This window comes from Mesorhizobium sp. WSM4871, from assembly GCF_055811295.1.
The window spans coordinates 227406-250734 of the sequence record NZ_JBVVPU010000006.1 but is presented as its reverse complement, the minus strand read 5'-3'; the positions used below and the strand labels follow the sequence as shown (position 1 = coordinate 250734).

General features: G+C 56.3%; 17 protein-coding genes. All 17 read right to left on the bottom strand.

The features are described 5' to 3' along the window. Window positions 1-15: 15 nt before the first annotated feature. The gene (locus tag AC0L2H_RS14950) at window positions 16-1023 is read right to left on the bottom strand and encodes a class I SAM-dependent methyltransferase (RefSeq protein WP_473590937.1); all 1008 of its coding nucleotides are present in this window, start codon (window positions 1021-1023) and stop codon (window positions 16-18) included. Then, window positions 1010-1918, bottom strand: coding sequence for a rhamnan synthesis F family protein (locus tag AC0L2H_RS14945; protein ID WP_473590936.1), 909 nt, complete (start codon window positions 1916-1918; stop codon window positions 1010-1012). The genes AC0L2H_RS14950 and AC0L2H_RS14945 overlap by 14 nt, the downstream gene beginning before the upstream one ends. Before the next feature lie 379 nt (window positions 1919-2297). Next, the gene (locus AC0L2H_RS14940) at window positions 2298-2900 is read right to left on the bottom strand and encodes a methyltransferase domain-containing protein (protein WP_473590935.1); all 603 of its coding nucleotides are present in this window, start codon (window positions 2898-2900) and stop codon (window positions 2298-2300) included. Between the two features lie 135 nt (window positions 2901-3035). Further along, the gene (locus AC0L2H_RS14935; protein WP_473590934.1) at window positions 3036-3965 is read right to left on the bottom strand and encodes an NAD-dependent epimerase/dehydratase family protein; all 930 of its coding nucleotides are present in this window, start codon (window positions 3963-3965) and stop codon (window positions 3036-3038) included. A gap of 9 nt (window positions 3966-3974) precedes the next feature. Beyond that, on the bottom strand, window positions 3975-8633 hold the full coding sequence (locus tag AC0L2H_RS14930; protein WP_473590933.1) for a glycosyltransferase: 4659 nt from the start codon (window positions 8631-8633) through the stop codon (window positions 3975-3977). Next, window positions 8626-9525, bottom strand: a complete 900-nt coding sequence (gene rfbD / locus AC0L2H_RS14925; protein WP_473590932.1) for a dTDP-4-dehydrorhamnose reductase — start codon at window positions 9523-9525, stop codon at window positions 8626-8628. Before rfbD ends, AC0L2H_RS14930 begins: the two co-directional genes overlap by 8 nt. Continuing rightward, window positions 9522-10592: a dTDP-glucose 4,6-dehydratase gene (gene rfbB / locus AC0L2H_RS14920; protein WP_473590931.1), complete on the bottom strand. Its 1071-nt coding sequence runs from the start codon at window positions 10590-10592 to the stop codon at window positions 9522-9524. The genes rfbD and rfbB overlap by 4 nt, the downstream gene beginning before the upstream one ends. Before the next feature lie 10 nt (window positions 10593-10602). Next, on the bottom strand, window positions 10603-11157 hold the full coding sequence (rfbC, locus tag AC0L2H_RS14915) for a dTDP-4-dehydrorhamnose 3,5-epimerase (protein WP_473590930.1): 555 nt from the start codon (window positions 11155-11157) through the stop codon (window positions 10603-10605). After that, window positions 11158-12039, bottom strand: coding sequence for a glucose-1-phosphate thymidylyltransferase RfbA (gene rfbA, locus AC0L2H_RS14910; RefSeq protein WP_473590929.1), 882 nt, complete (start codon window positions 12037-12039; stop codon window positions 11158-11160). It abuts the gene before it with no gap. A 164-nt stretch (window positions 12040-12203) separates the two neighbouring features. After that, window positions 12204-13523, bottom strand: a complete 1320-nt coding sequence (locus AC0L2H_RS14905) for an O-antigen ligase family protein (RefSeq protein WP_473590928.1) — start codon at window positions 13521-13523, stop codon at window positions 12204-12206. Then, entirely contained in the window at window positions 13520-14779 is a 1260-nt protein-coding gene (locus tag AC0L2H_RS14900) for a tetratricopeptide repeat protein (RefSeq protein ID WP_473590927.1), read from the bottom strand. The genes AC0L2H_RS14905 and AC0L2H_RS14900 overlap by 4 nt, the downstream gene beginning before the upstream one ends. Beyond that, a complete protein-coding gene (locus AC0L2H_RS14895; protein ID WP_473590926.1) occupies window positions 14667-17039 on the bottom strand; it encodes a GumC family protein in 2373 nt (790 codons plus the stop codon). Before AC0L2H_RS14895 ends, AC0L2H_RS14900 begins: the two co-directional genes overlap by 113 nt. 54 nt (window positions 17040-17093) lie before the next feature. Beyond that, the gene (locus AC0L2H_RS14890; RefSeq protein WP_473590925.1) at window positions 17094-17885 is read right to left on the bottom strand and encodes a polysaccharide biosynthesis/export family protein; all 792 of its coding nucleotides are present in this window, start codon (window positions 17883-17885) and stop codon (window positions 17094-17096) included. After that, entirely contained in the window at window positions 17885-18694 is an 810-nt protein-coding gene (locus AC0L2H_RS14885; RefSeq protein WP_473590924.1) for a tyrosine-protein phosphatase, read from the bottom strand. The genes AC0L2H_RS14890 and AC0L2H_RS14885 overlap by 1 nt, the downstream gene beginning before the upstream one ends. Before the next feature lie 305 nt (window positions 18695-18999). After that, window positions 19000-19509: a hypothetical protein gene (locus AC0L2H_RS14880; protein ID WP_473590923.1), complete on the bottom strand. Its 510-nt coding sequence runs from the start codon at window positions 19507-19509 to the stop codon at window positions 19000-19002. Between the two features lie 458 nt (window positions 19510-19967). After that, window positions 19968-20432 (bottom strand): hypothetical protein, encoded by a 465-nt coding sequence (locus AC0L2H_RS14875; RefSeq protein WP_473590922.1) that lies wholly within the window; start codon window positions 20430-20432, stop codon window positions 19968-19970. Window positions 20433-20505: 73 nt separating this feature from the next. Continuing rightward, a complete protein-coding gene (locus AC0L2H_RS14870; protein WP_473590921.1) occupies window positions 20506-22746 on the bottom strand; it encodes a mannose-1-phosphate guanylyltransferase/mannose-6-phosphate isomerase in 2241 nt (746 codons plus the stop codon). Window positions 22747-23329: the final 583 nt, after the last annotated feature.

The following is a 23329-nucleotide window of genomic DNA, read 5'->3' as shown; positions in this document are numbered from 1 at the left end:
GATTTTCTGTCCAGACTAAGGATTGGTTTTGCGTGCGATAGCCACCGCGTAGTGGTTTTCGCCCATCATCGATAGGGCATGATCAAGCGCAAGCGCGGCTTTCAACTCTGTTCCGTCGTCATCAAAATTGACGAGAATATCATTTAGCGCGGCGTGGTAGATCGCGCCCCCGGTCATAACGACCGTCGGCGCCGAGAATGTACGGTGAAGGGCAGGAAGGATCGAAGAGCTGTCTGCGGCCTCTGATGGATCCATTCGGAGCATGTACTCCACCGTAGGGCGCTCGATTGGCTTGGCTGGCTTCGATGGATCACGAGGATCGGAAAGCAGGGAAGTCGGTAATGATGCTCGATATTGGCGAGCGAATCCCAAAGCGGTGTCAGTCCATTGAAAACGCGAAGGCCCGATGAAGTCGTCCATCGCGAAAATGCCGTCGTCCTTCAAGCGGTCTCTCGACCACCGAACGGCAAGGCTTGTGTCCATCATGTGATGGAGGGCATTGTTCCAGTAGACGAGATCGAAATTTGTCTCTGCGCAGGCTTCGAAGGCGTCCGCCTGGTAGAAGTGCATTCGATCAGCAATGTTCGCCTTTTGCGCCTGCTCAATTCCAGTCCGGATGCGCTCGGAGCTGATCTCGTATAGGTGAAATTCTTGCACCACCCCACTCACTAGAAGCGCGCGTTCCTTAAACCCGGTACCGGCCCCTACAGACACCGCTTTGGCGGCCGGTTTTGATCCAATTTCTTTGGCCAAGAGCCTGTGAAAACCGGCATGAAGCCCGTCAACCGGCTCTCCGCAGACCTTGTCATTAATGTGCCGAATAATCGTCTTAGATTCCCACCAGCGCGTTCGAGGCTTGCGAGGAACGGTGCCAACGTTGTTCCAATAGGCGGCCGCTTGTTCAACTGCAACACTCTTCGAAAGTGGCGCACCTACCGCCCCGGACGACCCTCTCGACCACACGCTCTTGAGCAGCTGGCGTAGCCGTTTGAAGGAAGGTGGAGTTGGCTTAGGAATCATCATAAAGCGCGTCAAGATGGTTGGCAGTCTGGCTTCTGGCCTGGGCCTTGGGGAGCAGGCAATCGCGGGTCAAGAGCGAGACGTTCCTTCTCGACACGAAGCTTTTTACGATGGCAGGGTCAGATACGGACTGTATCTGCACCTTGACGGAGTGCCACTTCGGAACCGCTATCTTCACCCATTTGAAACCGGCTGCTTCACAAGAGACGAAAAACAGCCGCTCTATTGCATGAGCAATTGTGCCTGCAATCTGCCCTTTCTCTTCGGGAAAGTCGGAAGGGTTAAGATGAAGCCTCAACAAGGGCTCCAGCGCCTTCGGCCGAGCCCAGAACATCGAGCCGGAAGGGAAGTCGATTTCTGTCAGTTTCCCAACGTCGACGCCAAACTTCCTGGCCAGCGGTGCCGCAATTTCCTTGAACTCCTCGTCCCCCCTGACAAATGCGCGGATGAACCGCAGGTGTTGGGGGGCCACCATGCCAACGTCAGGACACTGCTCGAAAATATCGATAATGCTGCAGACAATCTCGGGCGAACCGAGAAGATGATCCCAAAGGAACTGCCGCCAATCCTTCAGCTGATCCCTGTGCTGCGACTTCTTGGTGTGGATGTGGAGAACATAATCATAGCCATCATGCAGATGCCCCATAGCATAGAGCTTCGGGTAGATGTCGCGGCCGATGTTCTTGGTAATGATCGCCATCGCACCGCCAAACCTCGCGCTGATATGATCTAGCTTCGAAAGGGTATCAGTGGTGAAATACAGATCGAATGGGAATGGGATATTTCCAAGTGCGCGCTCGATGTCGTCGAGCATTTCTGGGACCCAGAAAGCATGGATGTAGACGGCGATCTTTCTGTTGGCCGGCGAAACCGGATGATATCTGAAAGGCACGGCCATCGAGGCGTTTTGCGGCAAAGAATGGAGCCGACCCGTTGACGGGACGGGCCTGGCGAGCTCCCGCCACTCTCTCGCCAGTCGATTAAAACGCCATGGATACGACCAGATCATTTCTACACCGACCGCAACCACTGCACGGTCCTCTGACTAGCCCCTTGATTTGCACGCCCGACGGTAAAACCACTATGGACCACGCCGCGCCGTGGCGGAACAGGTTTTGCTCGTTTGCTCGCGTTCTCACGCAAACTTAACGCCGTAACCCGCCGTTGGCTCGGCTGAACCACGTTCGCCGCACAAACCAGGCCGCGGAAGCTAGTTGGCGACGAAGGACCTCCAAAATCCAATCTATAAATGTCGAGAGGACGATTTGTCTCGATCCCTATACACGGACTCTAGCATCATCTTTGCCGAAGACGAAAATCGTTGAGCTGTTTAACGTCCACCGTTGGTTTCTAGGAACGTTTACTTCGTCCAGTATGTTCTCACTAAAGCAGGAGCCAATAATATGCCTGTTTAAATCTCCTTTAAATATCATGCCTAGCGTCTTATTTAGATCAGAAACCCCTATGCGGCGCACATGGTCGTTCTGACCGAATCGGCGCACCGCTTCGTCTTCTGAAAGGGGAAAAAGCGATTCTTCATAACATCCTTGTAATATCGGTATACAGAATACGTGATGCCCTGAATATTTTAAGGCTCGATGCAGAAATAACAACACCATTGTCCAGTTACATGGGACGTGTTCGATAACGTGACTATGAATTATGTAGTCGTACGAGTCATTCTCAAGGTTTTCTGCGTCTACGCATAAATCAAATTTCGTGGCCGAAACATTTTTGTAAAGATCTGGAAAAATATCAACCGGCTTGTAACCTTCACCGGCTTTTTCTTTCAACAATTCTGAAATCACCGGCTCAGGAGCTATGTGAAGCACTCGGTCGCCCTTTTCTGGCAGACCAATGCGGTCGAGGTGAAGCTTCAATGCACGCGTCCGCTCAAGCGAGCTACATTTCAGACACCTTACATTTTGGCGTGTCCCCTGGGCTCCAAAAGCTTGATGACCGCAAATGTTGCATCGCATTTTTTGTCGTTCCAATTAACTTGTGGTCAGTGGATGTCATTTCAAAAAATCCCACATAGTTGCAACCCCCTTGTCGAGCGATATGGTGGGCCGCCATCCGGTTGCCGACCCAAAAAGGTTCCATTCAAGCACATTGCGTGGCACATCGAAGCCTCGATTGGGCTGTCGGTCAACCATGAGTCCCCTACCCGAAACCTGTTCGACCAATTCAATAATCTGAGATAGGCTGCTGCCAATGCCAGTCGAGATGTTGTAAGGACCCGGCGCCAGATCGGGCACTCTTGCCGCCAAGCAAAACGCCTCCGCTACGTCGTCAGCACTGATATAGTCTCGGACAATCGACCCGTCTCCGAACAATGTGATCGGGCGATCCGCTCGCGCCGCGAGCAGGAAGTTGGCGATGCTGCCCACCGGAACACCGCGTAGTTGATAGGGACCGTAGGGATTTGTGATGCGCAAGCTTACAACATCGAACCCATCGCGACGGCCAATCACCCGTCCGTAGCTTTCGAACGCAAGCTTTGCCGCGCCGTAAATCGAGACCGGATTGGTTGGGTGATTCTCACTGGCTCGCTCGCAGTTAAGCTCGCCATAGACAGTGCCGCCGCTTGAGGAGAAGATCAGTCGCCGTGCGCCCAGCCCTGCGCACGATTCGAGGAGCCGGATGCCGAGGCTGACATTTGCATCCAGATCCTGAACTGGAAATCTCATCGACGTCGCCGGGTGCGACGCCCAAGCCATATGTATGATGGTCTCGAACTGCCAGTCCCTTGGCGCGGCAAGAAATTCCGAGATTGACCGCTCATCGTGGCGTATGCGCCCTGGAAACTCTTCCAGCACGGTGGCTGGGATTTTCCGGTCGAGAATGGTGACAAACACACTGTCATCGGCCGCGAGCAGCCTTCGCACAATACTTGATCCAAGAAAGCCGGAACCGCCAGTTACAAGGACGTGACGAGCATACATACCAAACTCTTAGACCGCCGCGGCGTGGGCGATTGCTACAGCAGAAATGGTGATGCGCCGCAGACGCCGCTTATCGTAGCCGGACTTTTGGCTGGTCATGTCGAAGAACGCTACTTCGCTTGTCATCGCGCGCTCTGCCAGCACTTCTGAAAATCGAGCAAGTTCACCGGGTCCAGCAATCAACCTGCCTTCATGCGGTTCCACCACCAAGACCTCACCGTTAGCATCGATCTTTCGAGCCAAGAGCGTCCAGAACGCCCTCTCGTCTCCAGAAACAAAGTCCGAGTCCACGACGACACAAGAAAGTCCCTCCGTGGCTTGGATGGAGCGCATGAAGTCGGCCTGATTCTCCAAATTGATTACCGACTTGAACATTCGGCCCGAGGTCTTTCGGGGCAGAGCCTTGGTTTTAGCAAGGATAGCAAGATTTCCTCCCCGGTAGATGTAGTGCGCGTTCGCGAGCGCTCTATAAACGAGACGTTCCAGTGGCAACGAAGCGCACGCAGGACATTGCACTGCCGGTCCGTAGGCGGGCGATGCCTTGAATTCAGCGAAGCTTCCGCCGCACATGTTACATAATCGTCCCGCCGGACTCTTGAGCGAGTCCAAACGTGTTTTGACGTTTTCGACATCGAGAGGATGCGCCACAATCGTTTTCTCGTCGAGTATCGCTTCCAAACCTGGCAGCGTCTTGCGGGTGACGGAGGCGACGTCATCCAAATGGGAAAGCTTAAATCCCTGGCTCTCAAAACAGTAGGAGAGTTCCACATCCATATTGTCTTGTGGCGTTGCATCATTATAGCCGCCGACCGTCTCAAACATCGACCGACGAATGATTTTGGCTCCTCCTTGGATATGCCCGAAGCGCCGTGAGGGGTTGCCTTTGGCAAATTCTGTGTTCCTAAAGAAGTGGAAGGCGGGGTGCTTGGCGAATTCAGAACCAAGAATGTGTTTTGGCAGGTGGGAAAGATGACCTCCGAGGCCGATGTCTGGCTGCCTACGCATCATATCGATGAGCGTTCGCTCCCAGCCGTGCTCCTTAATGAACCCCTCCTTGCTGCACAGGTAGATAATGAACTCCGCGTCGCTGCGGGCGATCGCTATATTAGATGCCGGTCCACAGAATACATTTTCACGCTTCCGGATCAGTTGTACATTCGGCCTCCCCTTAACTTGTGCAACGACCTCAGTCCAGAAATCCTCATCGCTGTTGTTATCAACGATAGTGAGACGGAAGTTCGTGGTCGTATGCGCAAAGACCCGTCTTAGAATCTCCAACGTCTCCCGTCTGTTCTCGTATTTCTTGTTGTTGAAAGTCACTAGAATGATATCTACCTTGTAGCCAAGCCAGACATCCAGCAATCGTTGTACGGTCTTCTCGACACCTACCATTCGTTCGACTAGGGCCATGGCTCGACTCAGCATTGCTGATTTATGTGCAAGCGTGGACTGACGGAATGCGGTTATAGCGCTGGCGATCGCTTGAGGGTCGTGTGGAGGTATGACCATGCCCTCGACGCCGTCTCGGACGTAGTCGGGAATTGCAGAAACTGCCGTTGTCAAAACTGGAACGCCTGCAGTCATGGCTTCCAGGATGACGGTTGGGAAACCGTCGATATCCCCGTTCTTGGCCTCGACGCAAGGAACAGCGAGCATGTCTGCCTTCGCATAAGCATCGGCAAGGGCGTCGATCCCCTTCACGACGCCGCGAAAGTTCACATTGTTCAGCTGAAGCTTCATGACGAGGCTTCGCAGGTCGTCCTCGAGAGGTCCGTATCCGTAGAGATCCAGTTCTATGTCGGACCCATTCAACAATCCCATAGCGCGGATGAGATCGCCGAAGCCCTTCTTTTCGATAAACCGGCCGATCGCTACGATTTTGAATTTGGAGTTTTTGACCGCGTTCTGGCGATTGGCGCGGACTTTCTCGAACTCGGAGAGGTTCACTGCTTGGAACGTATAGGCGATCTTTTCGCGAGGTACGCCCTGGCTTTCCAAAAAGTTTCGGTGGTGATCGCCGTAAACCATGACCTTGAGACAGAGCGGATCAGCGCCGAGTTCACCGACTTTGGACCTTTTGCGGTTGCTTTCATGGAAAATGTCGACCGCATGCGGCATGAACGTGTAGTAGACACCCGTTACCTGACAGGCAGGTCGGACAAAATTCGTCACGCCCGGATAAGCAAAGTGGCTGTGGCAGATGTTGCGATCGTGCTGGATAAATAGACGCGCTAATTCGTCCGCATTCGCCACTTGGTGGGATTCGACCTCAAAATCCACTTCGGCAATGATATCCGGTCGTACGGAATAATATACCTTTAGATCGATACCACGCTTCAACAACTCGCCAATCTCTGCCAGCACAAAGGTCTGTGACAAGGTCGGATAGTCATAGACGAAATAAGCCAGTTTTAGTGGCTCGACCCCCAAACTGATGCGCTCAGGCCGGTTGGCCAAGGCAACTTTGCTGTAGTTCTCCTGCAGTGGCTGGGTGTTGGTGATATTGTTGAGACTGGGACTGAGCTTGTAATCAACACCGATAAACGGAAGATAAAAGGGCCAATAGGTCTGCGTGTAGCGAATGATCAAATCCCAGTCTACCAATCGCTTAAGGTCGCGACGAAAGCCGCCGAACTGCTGGTACAGTTTGCGCTTATGTACCAGCACGTTGAGGTCGATGAAATTGCTCTGCAACAAATGCGTGCGCTCGAAGTCACGCCCTCTGATCAGCGTGCGCCCGTCACCGAGATTTTCCTGGAGCAGCCCAGCATAGCCTATTTCCATTTCGTCCGACTCGATGAAGGCGGTCGCCATCAGCAGAAGAAAATGCGGCCTCCATGCGTTGTCGCTGTCGAGATAGGATATTAAGTCACCCGTGGTTGCAGTTAGCGCGGCATTTCGAGCCGCACTGACTCCGCCATGCTTGTTACTCAATATCTTGATCTGACCGCTCGCCATCTGTTGCGGGAAATTGGCAGCGATTGCTTCGAGTGTTTTGTCAGTACTGCCGTCATCGGAAACAATAATTTCGAACGGCGGCAACGACTGTTCTAGCGCTGACCGCAGAGCATTGATAACGGTCAGTTCGCGGTTCCACGTTGGCATCACGACGCTAATTTTCGGCTGCCAACTGCTCTTGGCTACGAGGTTCTGTGCATAAGCGACTGCCGCTTCCGAAGGGTCTCCAATCGTGCGATCAAGCGACTTTTCCAGCAGAGCGCGGATTTCCAAGCGATGCTTGCTCAATGCTCGCGGCTGCGCTGTGAAAGTAGATGACTGGGCGGCGGCAAAAAGTGTGGACGGATTGGGCAAGGCGGACGGACCAACGGTGAGCGAGACCGCAGGAGGTTCGGTTTTGATGACGATCTGCCGGGCAGCACGGATCGGCGCGCCTGCAATTGGCCGATCAATGAACCTGCCGAGCTTCAATCGCTCATAAACACCTCGACTGAGATTGACGGCCAACCTGCGGAGATAGCCTCTGCTAACAGCCATCCGCTTCACGGCACGGACCGGAGCTGTGACGCGCCAGGAAGTCGACGAAAGCAGGGCTATCTTTTCTTGTTCCAGGGAAGCAATGCGAGCAGCCGAATGGCGGGCTTCTTCGTCTCTGCGGCCTGCGGCCTCTTCCAGGGACGCAATGCGGGCAGCGGAACCACGAGCTTCCTCGTCTCTGAGGCCTGCTTCCTCTTCCAGGGACGCAATGCGAGCAGCGGAACCACGAGCTTCCTCGTCTCTGAGGCGCGCGAGGGACTCAAGTTCAGACTTGAGTGCCTCATTAGCTTGGAGCAAATCGGCGCGCTCTATCGCTGTCGTTTCCTGCCGCTTTTGAAGAGAAGCTTCCTGTTTAGCTTGCTTACCAAGTCGAGCCTCGATCTCGGCTGATTGGCGCTGCAATCGCGCGTCTAGGGTCCACCTGTCTCCAATGATTTGAAAGCGCTCCCGCAGTTTGTTGGCACTTTCGTGATCGAGATTGCAGAGTTCCATCGCAGCTGGGGGGGCATGATTGCCGAAACAAAGGACGCCTAGCCCATGGCTGTGGAGAAACTCGAAGGTTGGAAACTGTTGCTTTAATTCTTGCCAAAGCCGCCAGATTCCGAAGCCGTCCCTGTATTCGTTGGTGTCGTGAAACAAAACGATGGCACGGTCGGAGAGTTTCGGCTTCCATTTATTGAAATCGTGGCTACCTGCCGCATAGGTGTGGAAACCATCAATATGCAAAAGATCAATCGTCCCGTCGGCGAAATGCTCTACTGCATCATCGAAAGTTTTGCGTAACAGGGTCGAGAAGCTACCATAATTCGCCTCATTAAACCGTGAAAAATCCACGTAAATCTGTTCTGGGTAATGACCAGCGTGATCATCCCCCTTCCACGTATCGACAGCGAAACAACGAGTGTTCAGATTTCCGCGTGCGACCGTCGAACAGAACGCCGAATAAGAGACGCCAGCGTGAGTACCCAATTCCACCAAGACATTGGGGTGTGTGGCATTGACCAGCCACTGCGCGAAGGGGACGTGCCCGAACCAGGCGCTTGTACGATCAAGCGAGGCAGGCGACCAAAAAAGAGGAGCAAGTCCGTCATCCAGAATCGGACTTAGTCGGCCACGGTGTGTTTCGTGCAAGGCTGCCTTCCGGCGGTCGCGCGGCGTCAATGAATCATCCATTTGAAATGCGCCTTGTAAGCAGTTGTTCGACAACTCGGCTCGTCGCCCCCGGCCAATCGGGCACCGTCCATCCAAACACGGACCTAAATTTCTCTGTCGAAAGCCGCGAATTTCGGGGGCGCCGCGCCTTAGTCGGATAGTCCACGGTGGCGATATCCCGCACCCGTGCATAGGGGCCACCAAACGCCTGGCTTGTGTCCAGGATATGACGGGCGAAGCCACTCCAGTTGGTCTCGCCGCTTCCTGCCAGATGATAAATGCCGAAGGCGGCAAAGCCCTTGCTGCCGTGCAGCGGCGCCGCCAAATGCAGGATCGCGTCGGCAATATCGAGAGCCGACGTGGGATTTCCCCACTGGTCGGCCACCACCGCTATCTCGTCGCGATCCGCCGCCAGCTTCAGCATCGTCTTGACGAAATTCCTGCCGAAAGGGCTGTAGACCCATGCCGTGCGCAAGATGAGGTGACGCGGGTTTGCTTTGGCGACCGCTTGCTCGCCAGCCAGCTTCGAGGCGCCGTAGACGCTGCGCGGGGCAGGCTCATCGTCTTCTGTATAGGCGCCCTCGCCGCTTCCGTCGAAGACATAGTCGGTCGACAGATGGATGACGGGCACGCCAAGCCCTGCCGCGGCTTCGGCGACGTGACCGGCGCCGGCGCCGTTGACGGCAAAGGCGAGGTGCGGCTCGTCCTCGGCCTGATCGACCGCAGTGTAGGCGGCGGCGGACACGACGAGGTCGGGGCGGGCAATGGCCAGCGCCGATGCGACCGTCTCCGGCTTCGCCAGGTCGAGTTCAGGCCTGCCGAGCGCGATGACCTCGACGTTTGGATGCGCATGCGCACGTTCGACAAGGCTCCTGGCGACCTGGCCTTCGCACCCGGTGACGACAAGCCTCATGCAGCACCCTTGCGCGCTTCGCCGAGCCGTTCGCCGGCGTAGCGCTCGCGGCGGATCGGCCCCCACCACCACTCGTTCTGAAGATACCAGTCGACCGTCCTGGCGAGGCCGCTTTCGAAGCTCTCGCGCGGTTTCCAGCCGAGATCGCGTTCGATCTTCGAGGCGTCGATCGCGTAGCGCCTGTCATGGCCCGGGCGGTCGGTGACGAAGGTGATGAGATCGCGATAGCGCCGGCCGGCGGAGCGCGGGCGCTTGTTGTCGAGGATGTCGCAAATCGCCTCGGCCACCGCCAGATTGGTGCGTTCCGAGCCGCCGCCGACATTGTAGCTCTCACCGACCGCGCCGCGCGTCGCAACCAGGGCAAGGGCGCGCGCATGATCCTCGACGAAAAGCCAGTCGCGTACATTCGCGCCGGCGCCATAGACCGGCAACGGCTTCTCGTCGAGCGCGTTCAAAATGACAAGCGGGATCAGCTTTTCAGGGAAATGGAACGGGCCGTAATTGTTGGAACAGTTCGACAGGACAACCGGCAGGCCGTAGGTGTCGTGCCATGCGCGGACCAAATGATCGGACGCGGCCTTCGAGGCCGAATAGGGCGAAGATGGCGCATACGGCGTCTGTTCGGTGAAGATGCCGCTGTCGAAGGGCAGGTCGCCGAACACCTCGTCGGTCGAGACATGATGAAAGCGAAACTGGTCTTTCTTCGCCTCGGGAAGCCTGCGCCAATAGTCCAGAGCCGAATTGAGCATTCGGTAGGTGCCGACGATATTGGTCTCGATAAATGCTCCCGGCCCATCAATTGAACGGTCGACATGGCTCTCGGCGGCAAGATGCATGACGATGTCGATGTCGTCGCGATGCAACACCTCCAGGATCGTCCTGTCGTCACAGATGTCGGCGTGTTCGAACCTGTAATTGTGCGCGTTCTCGATCGACCGCAGCGAGGCGAGGTTCCCGGCATAGGTCAGCTTGTCGAGATTTGTCACGCGGTGAGCTGGATTGGCGCACAAATGCCGGCACACGGCCGAGCCGATGAAGCCGGCACCTCCAGTTACCAGAAAATTCATGCTGCTCTCCTCACGCAAATACCTCGGCGGCAGCGAGCGTCGGCGCCTTGAGGTCCTTGTCCGAAAGCTGGAACCCGCCAGATAGCGATGGCCATTCGATGCCGATGGCGGGATCGTCGAAACGGATCGATCGGTCATGCTGCGGCGAGTAGGTGTCGGTGACCTTATACAGCACCTCGGTGTCCGGTACGAGCGTGACGAAACCGTGCGCGAAGCCTTTCGGCACCAAAATTTGATTGCCCTTTTCGGCGGAGACCTCAAGGGCGACCCATTCTCCGAATGTCTCGGAGCCGCGGCGTATATCGACCGCGACGTCAAAAACCCTGCCTCGCACAACGCGCAGCAGCTTGTCCTGGGCACGTGGGGGAAGTTGATAGTGGAGGCCCCGCAAAATACCCGTCGCGGCGGAATAGGAATGATTGTCCTGGACAAAACGCAGATCGATGCCTGCGTCTGAAAACCGCTCCTCATTATAGGTCTCGACAAAGAACCCCCGGGCGTCGCCAAATCGTTTCGGGACGATCTCCAGCACGCCATCGAGGCCGAGCGGCCTGACCTCCAGCATCTATTTCTCCGTCAACTCGACGACGCGCCTGCGCAAATAGGCGGCATATTCATTTTTTCCCAGCCGGTCGGCGCGCTGCAGCACCTTGTCCGCCGTCAGCCAGCCCTGTTCGAAAGCAATCTCCTCCGGACAGGCGACCTTGATGCCCTGGCGATGTTCGATGGTGCGCACGAAGGAGGAGGCTTCATGCAGGCTGTCATGGGTGCCGGTGTCGAGCCAGGCGTAGCCGCGGCCAAGTTGATGGACCTGCAACTGCCCGCGTTCGAGGTAGACATTGTTGACCGCTGTGATCTCGAGTTCACCACGCGCCGAGGGCCGGATGGTCGGGGCTATGTTCACGACATCATTGTCGTAGAAATAGAGGCCGGTAATAGCCCAATTCGACTTCGGCGCTTGCGGTTTTTCCTCGATCGTCAAGGCGGAGCCGCTGACCTTGTCGAACGAAACCACGCCATAGCGCTGCGGATCATCGACATGGTAGGCGAACACCGAGGCGCCGCTTTCGCACGAAGCCGCCTTGCGGCAGAGCTGCGACAGCCCCTCGCCGAAATAGATGTTGTCGCCGAGGATCATCGAGACGCTGTCACGGCCGATGAAGTCGCGGCCAATGATGAAGGCTTCCGCCAGGCCGTTGGGGTGCGGCTGCTCGGCATAAGACATTTCAAGCCCGAACTCCGAACCGTCGCCGAGCAGATCCCGAAAAACCGGCAAGTCGCGAGGGGTCGAGATGACGAGAATCTCACGGATACAAGCGAGCATCAACACGCTCAGCGGATAGTAGATCATCGGCTTGTCGTATATCGGCAGGATTTGCTTGGAAACCGCCAGTGTCAGCGGATAGAGCCGGGTGCCGCTACCCCCGGCCAGGATGATGCCTTTCAACAAGCTCTCCTAGAAACTGCCTTCGCTCCCCCGACCGGCGCAATTTGCTGGTGCTTTATGTTTCGCGCGGCTGCGTGTCAATCACTTCTGCACCCTGTGGTAGAGAAAGATAGGGACATCAACCTGTCGAATGATATCGCGACATCAACTCCTGCAGGCCTGCATCACGACGAATTTCCAATAGGAACAAGCAACTTGTCACCATTGTGGTCGACCTCGATCATTTCGCTCTTCTGGCGCGAGCGATCTGCAAACCCCTTGTGAAAAACGATGGCGTTCATGTAGGCGAAGGTCATTGCAAGCGCAGCGGTGCGCAGCGGATAATCAACCAGCGAGTGGATAAGAAGGAAGGAAACCGAGAGAAACGCTGCTTTCTGAAGCGGATCGCGGCGGATTCTGGCAAATGAAAAAATAAGCAACACGAAATAAAACACCATCAGGAGAATGGCGAAGACTCCACCCTCGAAGGCTATTTCAAGATACTCATTGTGGGCATGATTTACGAACTGTTTGAAAATCATCCCTTCCTTTTCGTATATCTGATAGGCCTTCTGGAAATTACCAAATCCGACGCCGGTTGCCCAGTTCTCCTTGATTCCATCAATAGTGGTACGGGCAAACTCCCCTCGCCCGAAAGCCGGGTCAATCGCGTCAACATCGATCTTTGTCCATGCGCTTATCGTGTAGACCGAAAGCCCTATGAAAATCAGCAGGGTGCCCCATCCGCTCGCCCTCGAACGCGCTGAAAGAAAGACGACGGACAGGACGGTGATCGCCAACCCAATCAGCACACCGGCGCGCGAACCGGCTGCCAGGAGAAGCAGCAAAAGCGTGACCAGCCCGAGCAGTCCGGACAGGAGATTTCCGCGAAACAGCCCGTGGTAGACGACGAAGGGAATGGAAACAAAAAGCAAGGCCGCAAAGTGATTGCGGTTGGCAAACAGCCCGGCGTTGATCGTAAACGGCAGCAATCCCTTGATGGCGATGTCGTCGGAGAGCGAATACTGAATCGCTGCCGCCAGCCCATTGCAGATGACGCCCATGAAAAAGAATGGAAGAAGCGCCTGGACCTGCTCGGTTCGCAAACGCAACACGCTTAGGAAAAACGCTGCCACAGCCACCAGGTACAACAGGCATTCGATCGTGCGTCCCACGCCGAGGCTGACGAAACGAAAGCGGGTTTCTCCAACAAGCGAGGAATCCGCAAGCAACAGCTCTGGTCGCAACCCGTTGAACATGGAGGCCGGCAGAGGGACGATTTGCAAGATCACCAATGCCGCGGCGAGCGCAAGCAGCCATACAACAGAAGGGTGAGGTCTTTGACCAGATGGCCGTGAAAGGACCGCGGCCGCCGAGATAATCGCCAGGATTTCAATCAGCGTGTCGGTGTAGAGACCGCTTGCAGTCCCGCCACCGATCAGCAGCGATATGAACAAAACCGATCCGAGGAGATATTTATCCCATTCCGCTGACCGGTCGCTCAAGATGGAAGTCTCTCAATGCTCAGTTTGTGCATTACCAACGTGCCGACATACCGAAACCGCCAACTCTCGGCAATGGCGGCAGTTTCCAGCTTTAGCAGTTGCATTGGACATCCCTGCGACCCAACCGAAAAATCCTGACTTAGGGCCTGGCGATTGTATGTACCCTCTGGAATGTTGAATTGCGCTATTTTACCAGCCGGGCCGGCGCACCTGATCGACCAGAACAGCTCCTTTGGAAGCTTCAGGTTTCTCGCCGACGCGATCAGGGAAATCCTGTAGGAGCCTGGAGGTAGCTCTATGAACTGCTGAAGGGCTGCGCTCTTGACCGGTGTGTTCAAGAAGCGGACCGTCGCTCCACCCTCGCCTTCGACCGCATCCTGGGATGTTGCAAACGTAACTTCCATGCCCGACTGATCGCCGACCTGCCAATCGAAAGGCTTTCTACCTGGCGGTGGTTCGAAGGTGCTGTTGAAAATATAGCCGGCCAACTTCCGTTCCCGATCAGAGAGGCTGAAAAGAAACAAACGATATGCTGGCTCATATGCGTTCTGACGAAGGTAGCCGAAGATCACAGCGCTCAATTCGCTTGAGTTTGGCGGTGCGCTCGACCCGGTCAAATCGAGCAGCAGCCGATTTGCAAGATCGAGCCCGGCCGGGGTTTTAGAAAGTGTGGCCAAGAGACTGGCTCTCCAGGGTGCCTCGGCTCTGATGGCAGCCAACACAGCCTGGTAACCGTCGGGATTGGAAAGGATGGTCGGCAGGCCTTCGGCGATCATCGGGAATTGCTCTGGCCATCGCCGCAACAGCGTATCGATCTCTTCGACAGCCTTTGACAAATCTCTCGATTCGATCGAACGGCCAATCGACCTCTGGAGCGCATGGATTTCGGTCTTGGACAATTTCCGAGCCTGATCGAAAAGCTCGTAGGCTTGGCCCTTTTCACCTTGGCGGTACTTGATCTCACCGATCAGGCTGTAAAGGCGAGCGTCCACCAGATCAAAGCGAAGCGCGCCTTCGGCCTTGGCAAGCAAGGCATCAAGGTCAGGGGTATTGCTTGTGTCGTTCAGCTCATCGGTAATTTCGCCGATCACCGCGTCGACATTCAACGGATCCAGCGCGAGCGAAACGGCCGGCGTTTCAGTCTCAAGAAATCGACTTAGACCGATCGACGAAGCCGCCAACACTAGAACGGATGCGACGAACCAAACGCTTGAACGCCGGAGATTTTGCATAAGCGGGCTGGCCTGCTCCGTCATCCACCTTGCCTTCAAGTTTCGGGGTACCGTAGTCGTAATACTGGTAGTTCATATATTTGTAGGCGTAGTTGTAGTCGAATTTGTTCACCGCAAATTTCGACATCGCGGCACCGACCACGTTCGCGCCAGCGGCCCGCAGGCGCTTCAATGCTGTCTTGGCCGATTTGCGCGTGACCTGATTGGTGGAGATGACCATCAACGTACCCTCGGCAAGCCGACTGAGGATAGGCGCATCCGAAAGACCCACGACCGGCGGGGCATCGATGATGACAAGGTCGAAACGCTTGCCGAGATTGGTGATGATCAGCGCCATCTTGGGCGAGGAGAGCAGGTCCGCAGGGTTTGGCGGGATCGTTCCGGACGTCAAAACGGTCACATTCGGATATTTCGTCACCCGGAAAATGCTCGCAAGATCCTCCTTGCGAACGGTGTTTGTCAGGAGGTTGCTAAGCCCAATCGTGTTGTCGAGCCCAAACAGCCGGTGAAGATTGGGCTTGCGAAGATCGCCATCGACAATGAGCACCCTTGCGCCAAGCGCGGCAAAATCCTGCCCGAGCTTGAAGGAGGTGGTCGACTTGCCTTCCGAGGGTTCCGAACTGGTGACCAGCAGTGATCTTGGGGCACCTTCGGCACCAGAAAATTGCAGGGAGGTTCGAAGCGAACGATAGGCTTCAGACAGTCCTGACTTCTGGTCGTTGATGCTGGCCAGCAGTTCCCGATCATCGACATGCGGCAAGATGCCGAGCATCGCCAACCCCAGCTCCTTCTCGATCTGCTCGGGATTGGTAAAGGTGTTGTTCAACAACTCTATGACGTAAATAACCGACGCACTTAGACCCATGAACAAAAACAAGGCAATCCCAAGATTAATGCTCAGCCGTGGAGAATAAGGCGTGGTGGGCAACGTCGCAAAATCGACAATTGCAGCACTCTGTGTCTTTAATTCCGAACTAACGCCTACTTCATTCAGCTTGGCTATGAGACTGTCGTACTGAGACCGGTTGGAATCGACTTCTCGCTTCAAGATTGTGTATTTGATGTTTTTGTCGTTGAAGACGACCTGCTGTTTCTCCATCTCGGCAAGTTTGGCCCTAAGGTCAGCTTCCTTGTTCTGGGCTTCCTGGTATCTCTGCCGCAGAGAGTCGGTTATCGTCAAAACACCGTTGTTATAGAGCCGTTGCAGTTCCTTGATCTGGGACTGAATTTGCTGCATTTCCGGGAAACCAGGCTTCAGTATTCCCAGCTTTTGCTGATACTGGCTGGTCAAATCCGCCAGTTTCTCGCTGAGCTTCTGTAGGCCTTCGCTTTCCAGTACCGGGCCAAGACTAGAGCCCCGTCCTTTGTCGATTTGTTCCACGACTCGTCCGGCGTCAAGGCGGTCCTGGATAGCCGTCGCCAGCGCGGTGTTCAGAGCCTCGATGTTCGACGATATCAGCGATTTGTCGTCGCCGGTTACCGTGATGCCCGCATCCTTTGCATAAGCGACCAGTTCTTCTTCGGATTTCTGAAGCTTCTGCTTTACCTGCAAAACCTGTTCCTGAATGAATTGCCGCGCCAGGTCCGACGTCTCGCTGGTCTGATCGAGGCGCTGGTCGATAAAGCTCTGTGCGACCTGGTTGGCTACATCAGTTGCATATTTCGGGTTCTGGTCGGCGAAGGTAATCGACAGCAAACTCGTGTTGGTGACCAAGTTGACCGTCAGGTCGTTCAGGATGCGTCCGATCGCAATTCTTTCACGTTGCTCAGGGGTCTTTTCTTCAATGGAAGGCGAACTGGAGATGCCGAACGCACGATAGAAGATGTTGCCGAGAGAAAAGCTCGGCGTCGGAAACAGGAAGTCGGGCTTTTCGCTGAGACCCAACTGGAACACCACGCGCTGTGCCAGAGCACGGCTTTGCAGTTTTTCCCGTGCGGTTTGAAACGCCCTGATGTCGCTGCTTTCAGAGACCACTTCAATGTCCTGGAAAACCTTTGCCGAAGGAACCAGCACCTCCAACTGGGATGTCGCCTGATATTTCGGTGTCTGCATCATCGTAACGATGACACCCGCCACCAACCCAGCCGCCGCCATCATGACGATCAGCCACCGATACTGGACAACGTAAAAAAGCAGCTTGAGTGGGTTGAACCCCTCTTCGTGCTCGGCGTAATCGCGACCGTAGGGGCTATAGTTTTGCGCCCCATCATAATACAGATCGGGGGACAACGCTTGGCCATGCCCCAGGCCTGTAATTTGATGCTGTCTATTACGATCGAGCATGGTGCGAGGTAATCCTAGGTTTGTCTTTAATTCTGAATTCCTGCCGGCTACGATTTAAAGTCCCGGGACCACCGCAATCCGGGCTGCACTCGAGGCGACACCCAGGGCATCCTTGAGATTGTTCATCGCAATCTTCGATTTCGAGGCGAAGACGACAACCTTGTCGCCGCCATAGATGCGCGGATTGCGGCTCTTGCCGGCACGAATATCCTCCACATTGTAATTAGCAACCAGCGTATTCGAGCCGATATTGCGATAGACAAAGACCTTTTTTGCATCCCCAACGGTGTTGAACCCTCCAGCAAGGGCGATTGCATCGATCAGGGAAGAATTGCTCGACACAGGGAAGATGCCGCCCCTGGTAACTTCACCGTCAACAGTGATGCGCTGTCCGATCGATTCCTTGACGAAAACCGACACATCGGGCGACTGCAGATATTTGGCACCGTAGGCCGTTTCGATTTCCTTCTCCAATTGACGGACGGTCTTTCCAGCCGCGGTCATGGTTCCGATAAGTGGAAGCGAAATCTGCCCGCCCGCATCGACCTGAACGGTTCTGTTCAGATTGTCGACCTGGAACACATTCACCTCAAGCACATCGTTCGGAGACAAAGGCTGCTCGCTGCCGTTCTGGGTGTTTTGCGGCGCAGGCAGGTCTTTTACGACCTGCAGAGCGCCACCGCTCGAAAGCGGCGTCGACGATGACGATGTCAGTTGCAGCGCATCGACCGAAGTCGATGAAGATGGTGCCGTTGACGAGGTGCTCGTGCAGGCAGACATCGCGAGCGAAGCGAACAAGACACATATCGTGCCGGCAAAGCTTTCTGCGAACCGAAAACCGCCCATCACGCGGTTCCACCCTTGAACAAACGACCCAGTCCGGCAAAGCGGCCGACATTGCCGGGGCTCGGCTTCTTGGCATGTGCCTTTCCGACCGGCTCGAGAGGCCGGTTCGCCAAAATCTGGCCTGGACGTTTCAACACCATATTGCGGGCCTCATCCTCTCCACATCGCTTTGCGGCAGCGGCGACTGCCTGCGATAGCCCAGGACGCCGGCGGGTGGCGCTATGGGTGTCCGATGCGATTATATCCACCCTACCTTCGTCAATCAGCTTTTCCGAATAATAAAGCGCCGTGCGCCCAAAAGCACCAACAATCGAGTCTGCCGTAAGCTGGATAAGACACCCCGCTGCATTCAGCCGCTCGACGACGTCGTAATTCGCCTTGATCCAGGTCAAACGCTCGGGATGCGTAAGAATCGGAATAAACCCGGCGTTTATGAGGCGTAGAACAAGATCTTCCAGCCTTGGTGGCAAAACGTGGTGCGGCGGCTCAAATAGAAAATAGCGGGATCTGTTTAAAGTTGGCACGCTGCCAAGCGCCAGTTGCTCCGGAAGGTCGGGCGCCACATGGATATCGGCGCCGACATAAAGAGCGAGCGGTATAGCGGCACGGCGTAAGCCCTGATCCAGCTCTCGAACGGCCCGGATGATATTTGCCGATCCATTTTCGTACATGCCCGGCATGATATGGGGTGTACACGCCATGTGCGTCGTCCCATCAGCCACCGCCAACCGTGCCATCTCCAACGATTCGGCAAGGCTGGGCGAGCCGTCGTCAAGACCGGGCAAGATGTGGGAATGCAGGTCGATCATTGACGTTTCTGCCTGCACCGAAGCAACGTAGCGACTGCGCCCCAACAACACGCCAATGCATCAGCCGCAGGGTGGCGAATGACGCGTCTGCCAAGCTTAAGCACGACGGCGAGTGTCGGATCCCAACCACCAGAACGGTGCGCCCAAGACGAATCGCGTCGAGACCAGCCCAAAGCAATAGAGCGACACGGTTACCAAATTTAGCAAAACAAACCTGGGCGCCAGCAAGGCCGACCGAGGCATCCAACAGCAACATACAGTAGAGGCGCCTCACGCCTCTACTGCCATTGCCTACTGGCATCCGCCTACTGGCTGACGCCGTTGTCGTCATCTTGCGTTGCGGCAAGGACACCGGCGGTGCCGGCCATGCCCGCAAAAATACCGAGCGGCAGCCAGGACGGGGTGCCGCCCGAGGCAATCTGACCCGTATGCTCAGAGCTCACACCAACGGCAGTCGTCTGCTCGGAGCCCACGACCTTCAGGCAAATGTTGTTCTCGAAACGTGAAATGTCGAGGCTCGAATTCGCAGGCACATTCACATTGCAGCCCCCGACATTGACGGAAGCCGACCCTTTCGCGCCGACCACAACGCGGCTACCGAAATCCAAGGCAGCCCCAGCTTTGGCAGGACCGTAGCCGGCCGTCTGCGAAACCATCACGTCGCCATTGGCATGCCCAATCGATCCGATTGAACTCGCCACTCCTTGATAAGCGGTCGCGCAGGTGCATGACGCGTCCTGAGCGAACGACGAAACAGGACCGAAACCGATCGACGCGATCAATCCAGCCAACGCAATTTTCACATTAAGGTTCATTCGTTCAGATCCTTTTGTACCACGTTCCTCAGACCCACCCGATCACCAAGGCACCAAACATGCGCGTAACAGTTTTCGTCTTCTATTCCAACCCATTTCGCATTTGCGAGATGTTTTTTGGTTTCCGCTGTGTTTCATAAAACACACTTATTAGGAGACTTGAATGTACCATTGGTGCTGCCGACTGCAACGGATTATAACTCAGGAACGCAATTGGTTCCCTTTCGCCAAGATGCTTCACCGGTACAGGTTGATTGGTAGGTAAGAGAGGTTAAGATTCAATTTCACGGTCTTTGAAGCTGCCGTCGCGCCGGTCCTTCATGCCAAGGTTACAGTCGACTTGGTCTGACTTCAGGCGTTGTCGCATATTCTGCTTCTCATTTTATGACAGTCGCGATTCGGACGCGATCCCAGGATGATGGCACGAGGGCCGTTGGCAAACCCCTGAGCTGCGAGCCTTACGGACAAGACTTGTAGGTCGAGCCCGCTTGCGCAGGCTGCCCGCACAGGATGCCGTTTTCGGCAAGCTTCGCCGCCAAATCCGCGCCATCGGAGGTAACGCACTGTACGACAGTGGCATCACCGAACTTTGACGCGATATTGCCGTCGCAAGGCGTTCCCGAGCCGACGGGCTTGCAAGTCAAGGCGAGCCCTTGGTAGTCCCGGCGCGCGGCCTCGGTGACCAGGGCGCGCATGGACTGGGGTTTCGTAAATGCTACGCCACACAGCACAATCTTGCGGCTGCCGACCCTGAGATCGTCGATCGATTGAATCGCGAGCTTGCCGTCAAACGGCTGAAGTGCCGTTTGCGGCTTTGGAGGTCGCGAATGAACATCTGTTCCTTTTTTCGTGATAACGACCAGGAAGCCAACCGCGAACGCCAAGGCGACAAGAGCAAGCAAACTTATTTTCTTGAACGACAAGACCTTGCCTCCGCCGCAGCTAAAACGCGTCGCGTTTCTTGTTCCGTCAATCTTTTTACCGAGGATTGGCCTTCTACCGAGGATTGGCTGCGGTGCTGTCCAGATACTGTGTCAGTGCACAGACCAGATGGTAGAAGATGCTGGCCGGCACATCGGTGGCCAACGAACGGCCGCGTTCGTCGATCCGGTCGACCCACAGACCGAGCGGCGCCGGGTTGATGTGCCAACGGAACAGGCGACCGACCCGCGCTTCGATCTCGGGCTTGAGGTCGGGTCCGCCCGCGCCATCCAGTGCGATCGCCGCCTTGATCGCCTCCGCCTGGGGCCAACTGCGCGAGACGCGATCGAGCGGCAGGCCTTGCCGCGAAACCGCGCCGTAGGCAAGGCCGGTGGCGCGGTTGAGGCCATTGGCGATGGCCGAGGCATAGAGCTTCCTGGCAAAGCCGCTCAGTTCGCTCTGACCACTGCGCCCGGCGAAATCGACCAGCAAGGAGGCCCATTCGAAATGGTGGCCGGGTTCCGTCCACAAGCCTTTCTCGCCCTTCACTGGCTGCCATTCGCGATCGAAATACTCGCCAAGCGTCCAGCTTTCCGGATCGAAGAAATGGCTGCGAAACAGATCGACGATACGCGCGGCGCGGCGAAGATAGGCGCGTTCGCCGGTCGCCTGATGCCACGCCAGGAAAGCTTCCAGCAGATGCATATGCGGATTGGTCCGGCGTTCGCCAACGCCGTCCGAGGTTTCGAGAAAACCGGTCATGCGATGGTCCTCGAGATGCGCGTCGAGAAAAGAAAACGTCTCTTCGCCAAGCCGCAAGGCATCGGGATCGCCTGACATGTGGGCATGCGCGAGCGCCAGCAGCACGCAGGAATGATCGTAGGCATCCTCGACGGGATCGGCGACCGTCCCATCGACATTGAGCGTCCGCACCCAGCCGCCATTGTCGGTACGGCCGTTCCTCGCCATGAATTCGATACCGTGGCTGATCAAGCGGTCGGCCGGTCCGTCCCATCCTCGCGCCTTGGCGACGGCGAAGGCGTAGATTTGCCTGGCCTGCGTGCGCATGCGCTTGGGCTTCATCAGCGGCGTGGCGTCGAAACCCAACGCTTCATGGAAGCCGCCATGGCGTTCGTCGACACCGACTGTCGACCATAGTGGAACCGTCTCTTCAAACAGCCAGTGATGGACCCGGCGCCGCCAGGCGCCGCTTTCGATCACGCGATCGTCCGCGGGCGTGAATTTGGTTTCCAGCCGGCCGCTCTTTTCGAGTTGCTCGACGATCTTCTTGACGTGTTGGCTGTGGCTGACCGGAGCGACGAAGGTGGCGTCCGCGGTCGAGACGATGGCGAGATTTTCGACGCCGATGGCCGACAGCAGGCGGCCGTCGCTACGGATGTAGGAGTTTTCGCAATCGATGGCGACGACGTCGCCGATGATGACATTGCCTTGCTTGTCCGAAGGGCTGACATCCAGCAGCGATTGCCAGGAACCGAGATCATTCCAGCGAAAGCCGGCCGGCACCATGGCGATGTCGCTTGCCCTCTCCATGATCGCGTAATCGATCGAGGTCGAGGGAATGGCGGCGTAGAGCTCGAGAGGCATATAAAGGCCGGAGAGATCCGATGTCGCCGCCTGGTAGGCAGCCTCGGTGGCCGTCCATATCTCTGGTTGGAAAGCCATGAAGGCGTCGCGCATGGCGCTGGCGCGAAACAGGAAGATACCGGTGTTCCAGTAGAAATTGCCAGCGTCGAGATAGCCCTGCGCGGTCGCGAGATCCGGTTTTTCGACAAAACGCGAAACATCGCAGACGCCGTCCCGCTCGCCGGCAATCTCGATATAGCCGTAACCCGTCTCCGGCTGGCCAGGCTTGATGCCGAACACCACCAGCCGGCCGGCGCGCGCCGCCGCAGCGCCGTTTTCCACGCTCTGCCAGAATTGCTGGGCGGTGGCGATTTCGTGGTCGGACGGAACCACCAGCACCAGGCTGTCGCCATGGTCGGACAGAGTGCGCAAAGTCGCCAGGGCAACAGCAGCGGCGGTGTTGCGGCCTGTCGGCTCGAACAAGGGACCGCCGCCGGAAAGATCGAGGCCGGCCAGGTCAGCATGGACACGATCAGCGTGCCGCTCGGATGCGATCAGAAAAACCGGCGTTTCGCCTTTCGGCCTTGCCGTCAGCCGGCGCAGCGTCTTGACCAGCATCGAGCCGTCGCCCGAAAAATCATGGAACTGCTTGGGATTGTCCTCGCGTGACAGCGGCCACAGCCTGGAGCCGACGCCGCCGCTCATGACAAAACTGACGATTTTCTCGATCATTGGGGAACACTTCTGCCATTTTCAAACATTGCAAGGAGCACTGCCGCGTAGTCGAGGCGGCACAGTTGTTGTCGGCTTTGCAGCACTGCGACATTCTCGCGGACAGAGCGTAAGAACACGCCGCCTGTCGCCCGAGCAAACCAGGGTGCTTCCTTCCGGCCGAAGCCGATGAGATGGCAGCCTTCCGTTGCGGGGGGCCGAGCCGATAAAACCGCCAGCGCCAGCCACTCCGGCGGGCTTTGCCTCTTCCGGTCGCATCAAGAGAATCAGCCCTTTTCGTGCTTGTGGCAAAGAAATGATACCACCCGGGCCTGCAGCTGAACGATGTGGCGCCGTTGGCAACAGCACCGAAAGGTACAGGCGCAAGAGCCAGGACAGCGTTTTCCCAGGTCATGGCCGCTTCAGGCATGGGAAGAGACCATCCGCCAAATCACCCGTGCCAGATTTCCAACAACGGTGAGACCTTCTCGGTCACGACGATCTCAATCTCCCCGCCAGATTGCCCAAAATAGCCGCCAAGATGGGTTTGACGACACCGCAGCACGCTCGGTCATAAACTCGCATGATCTGCCCCGTCCACCGT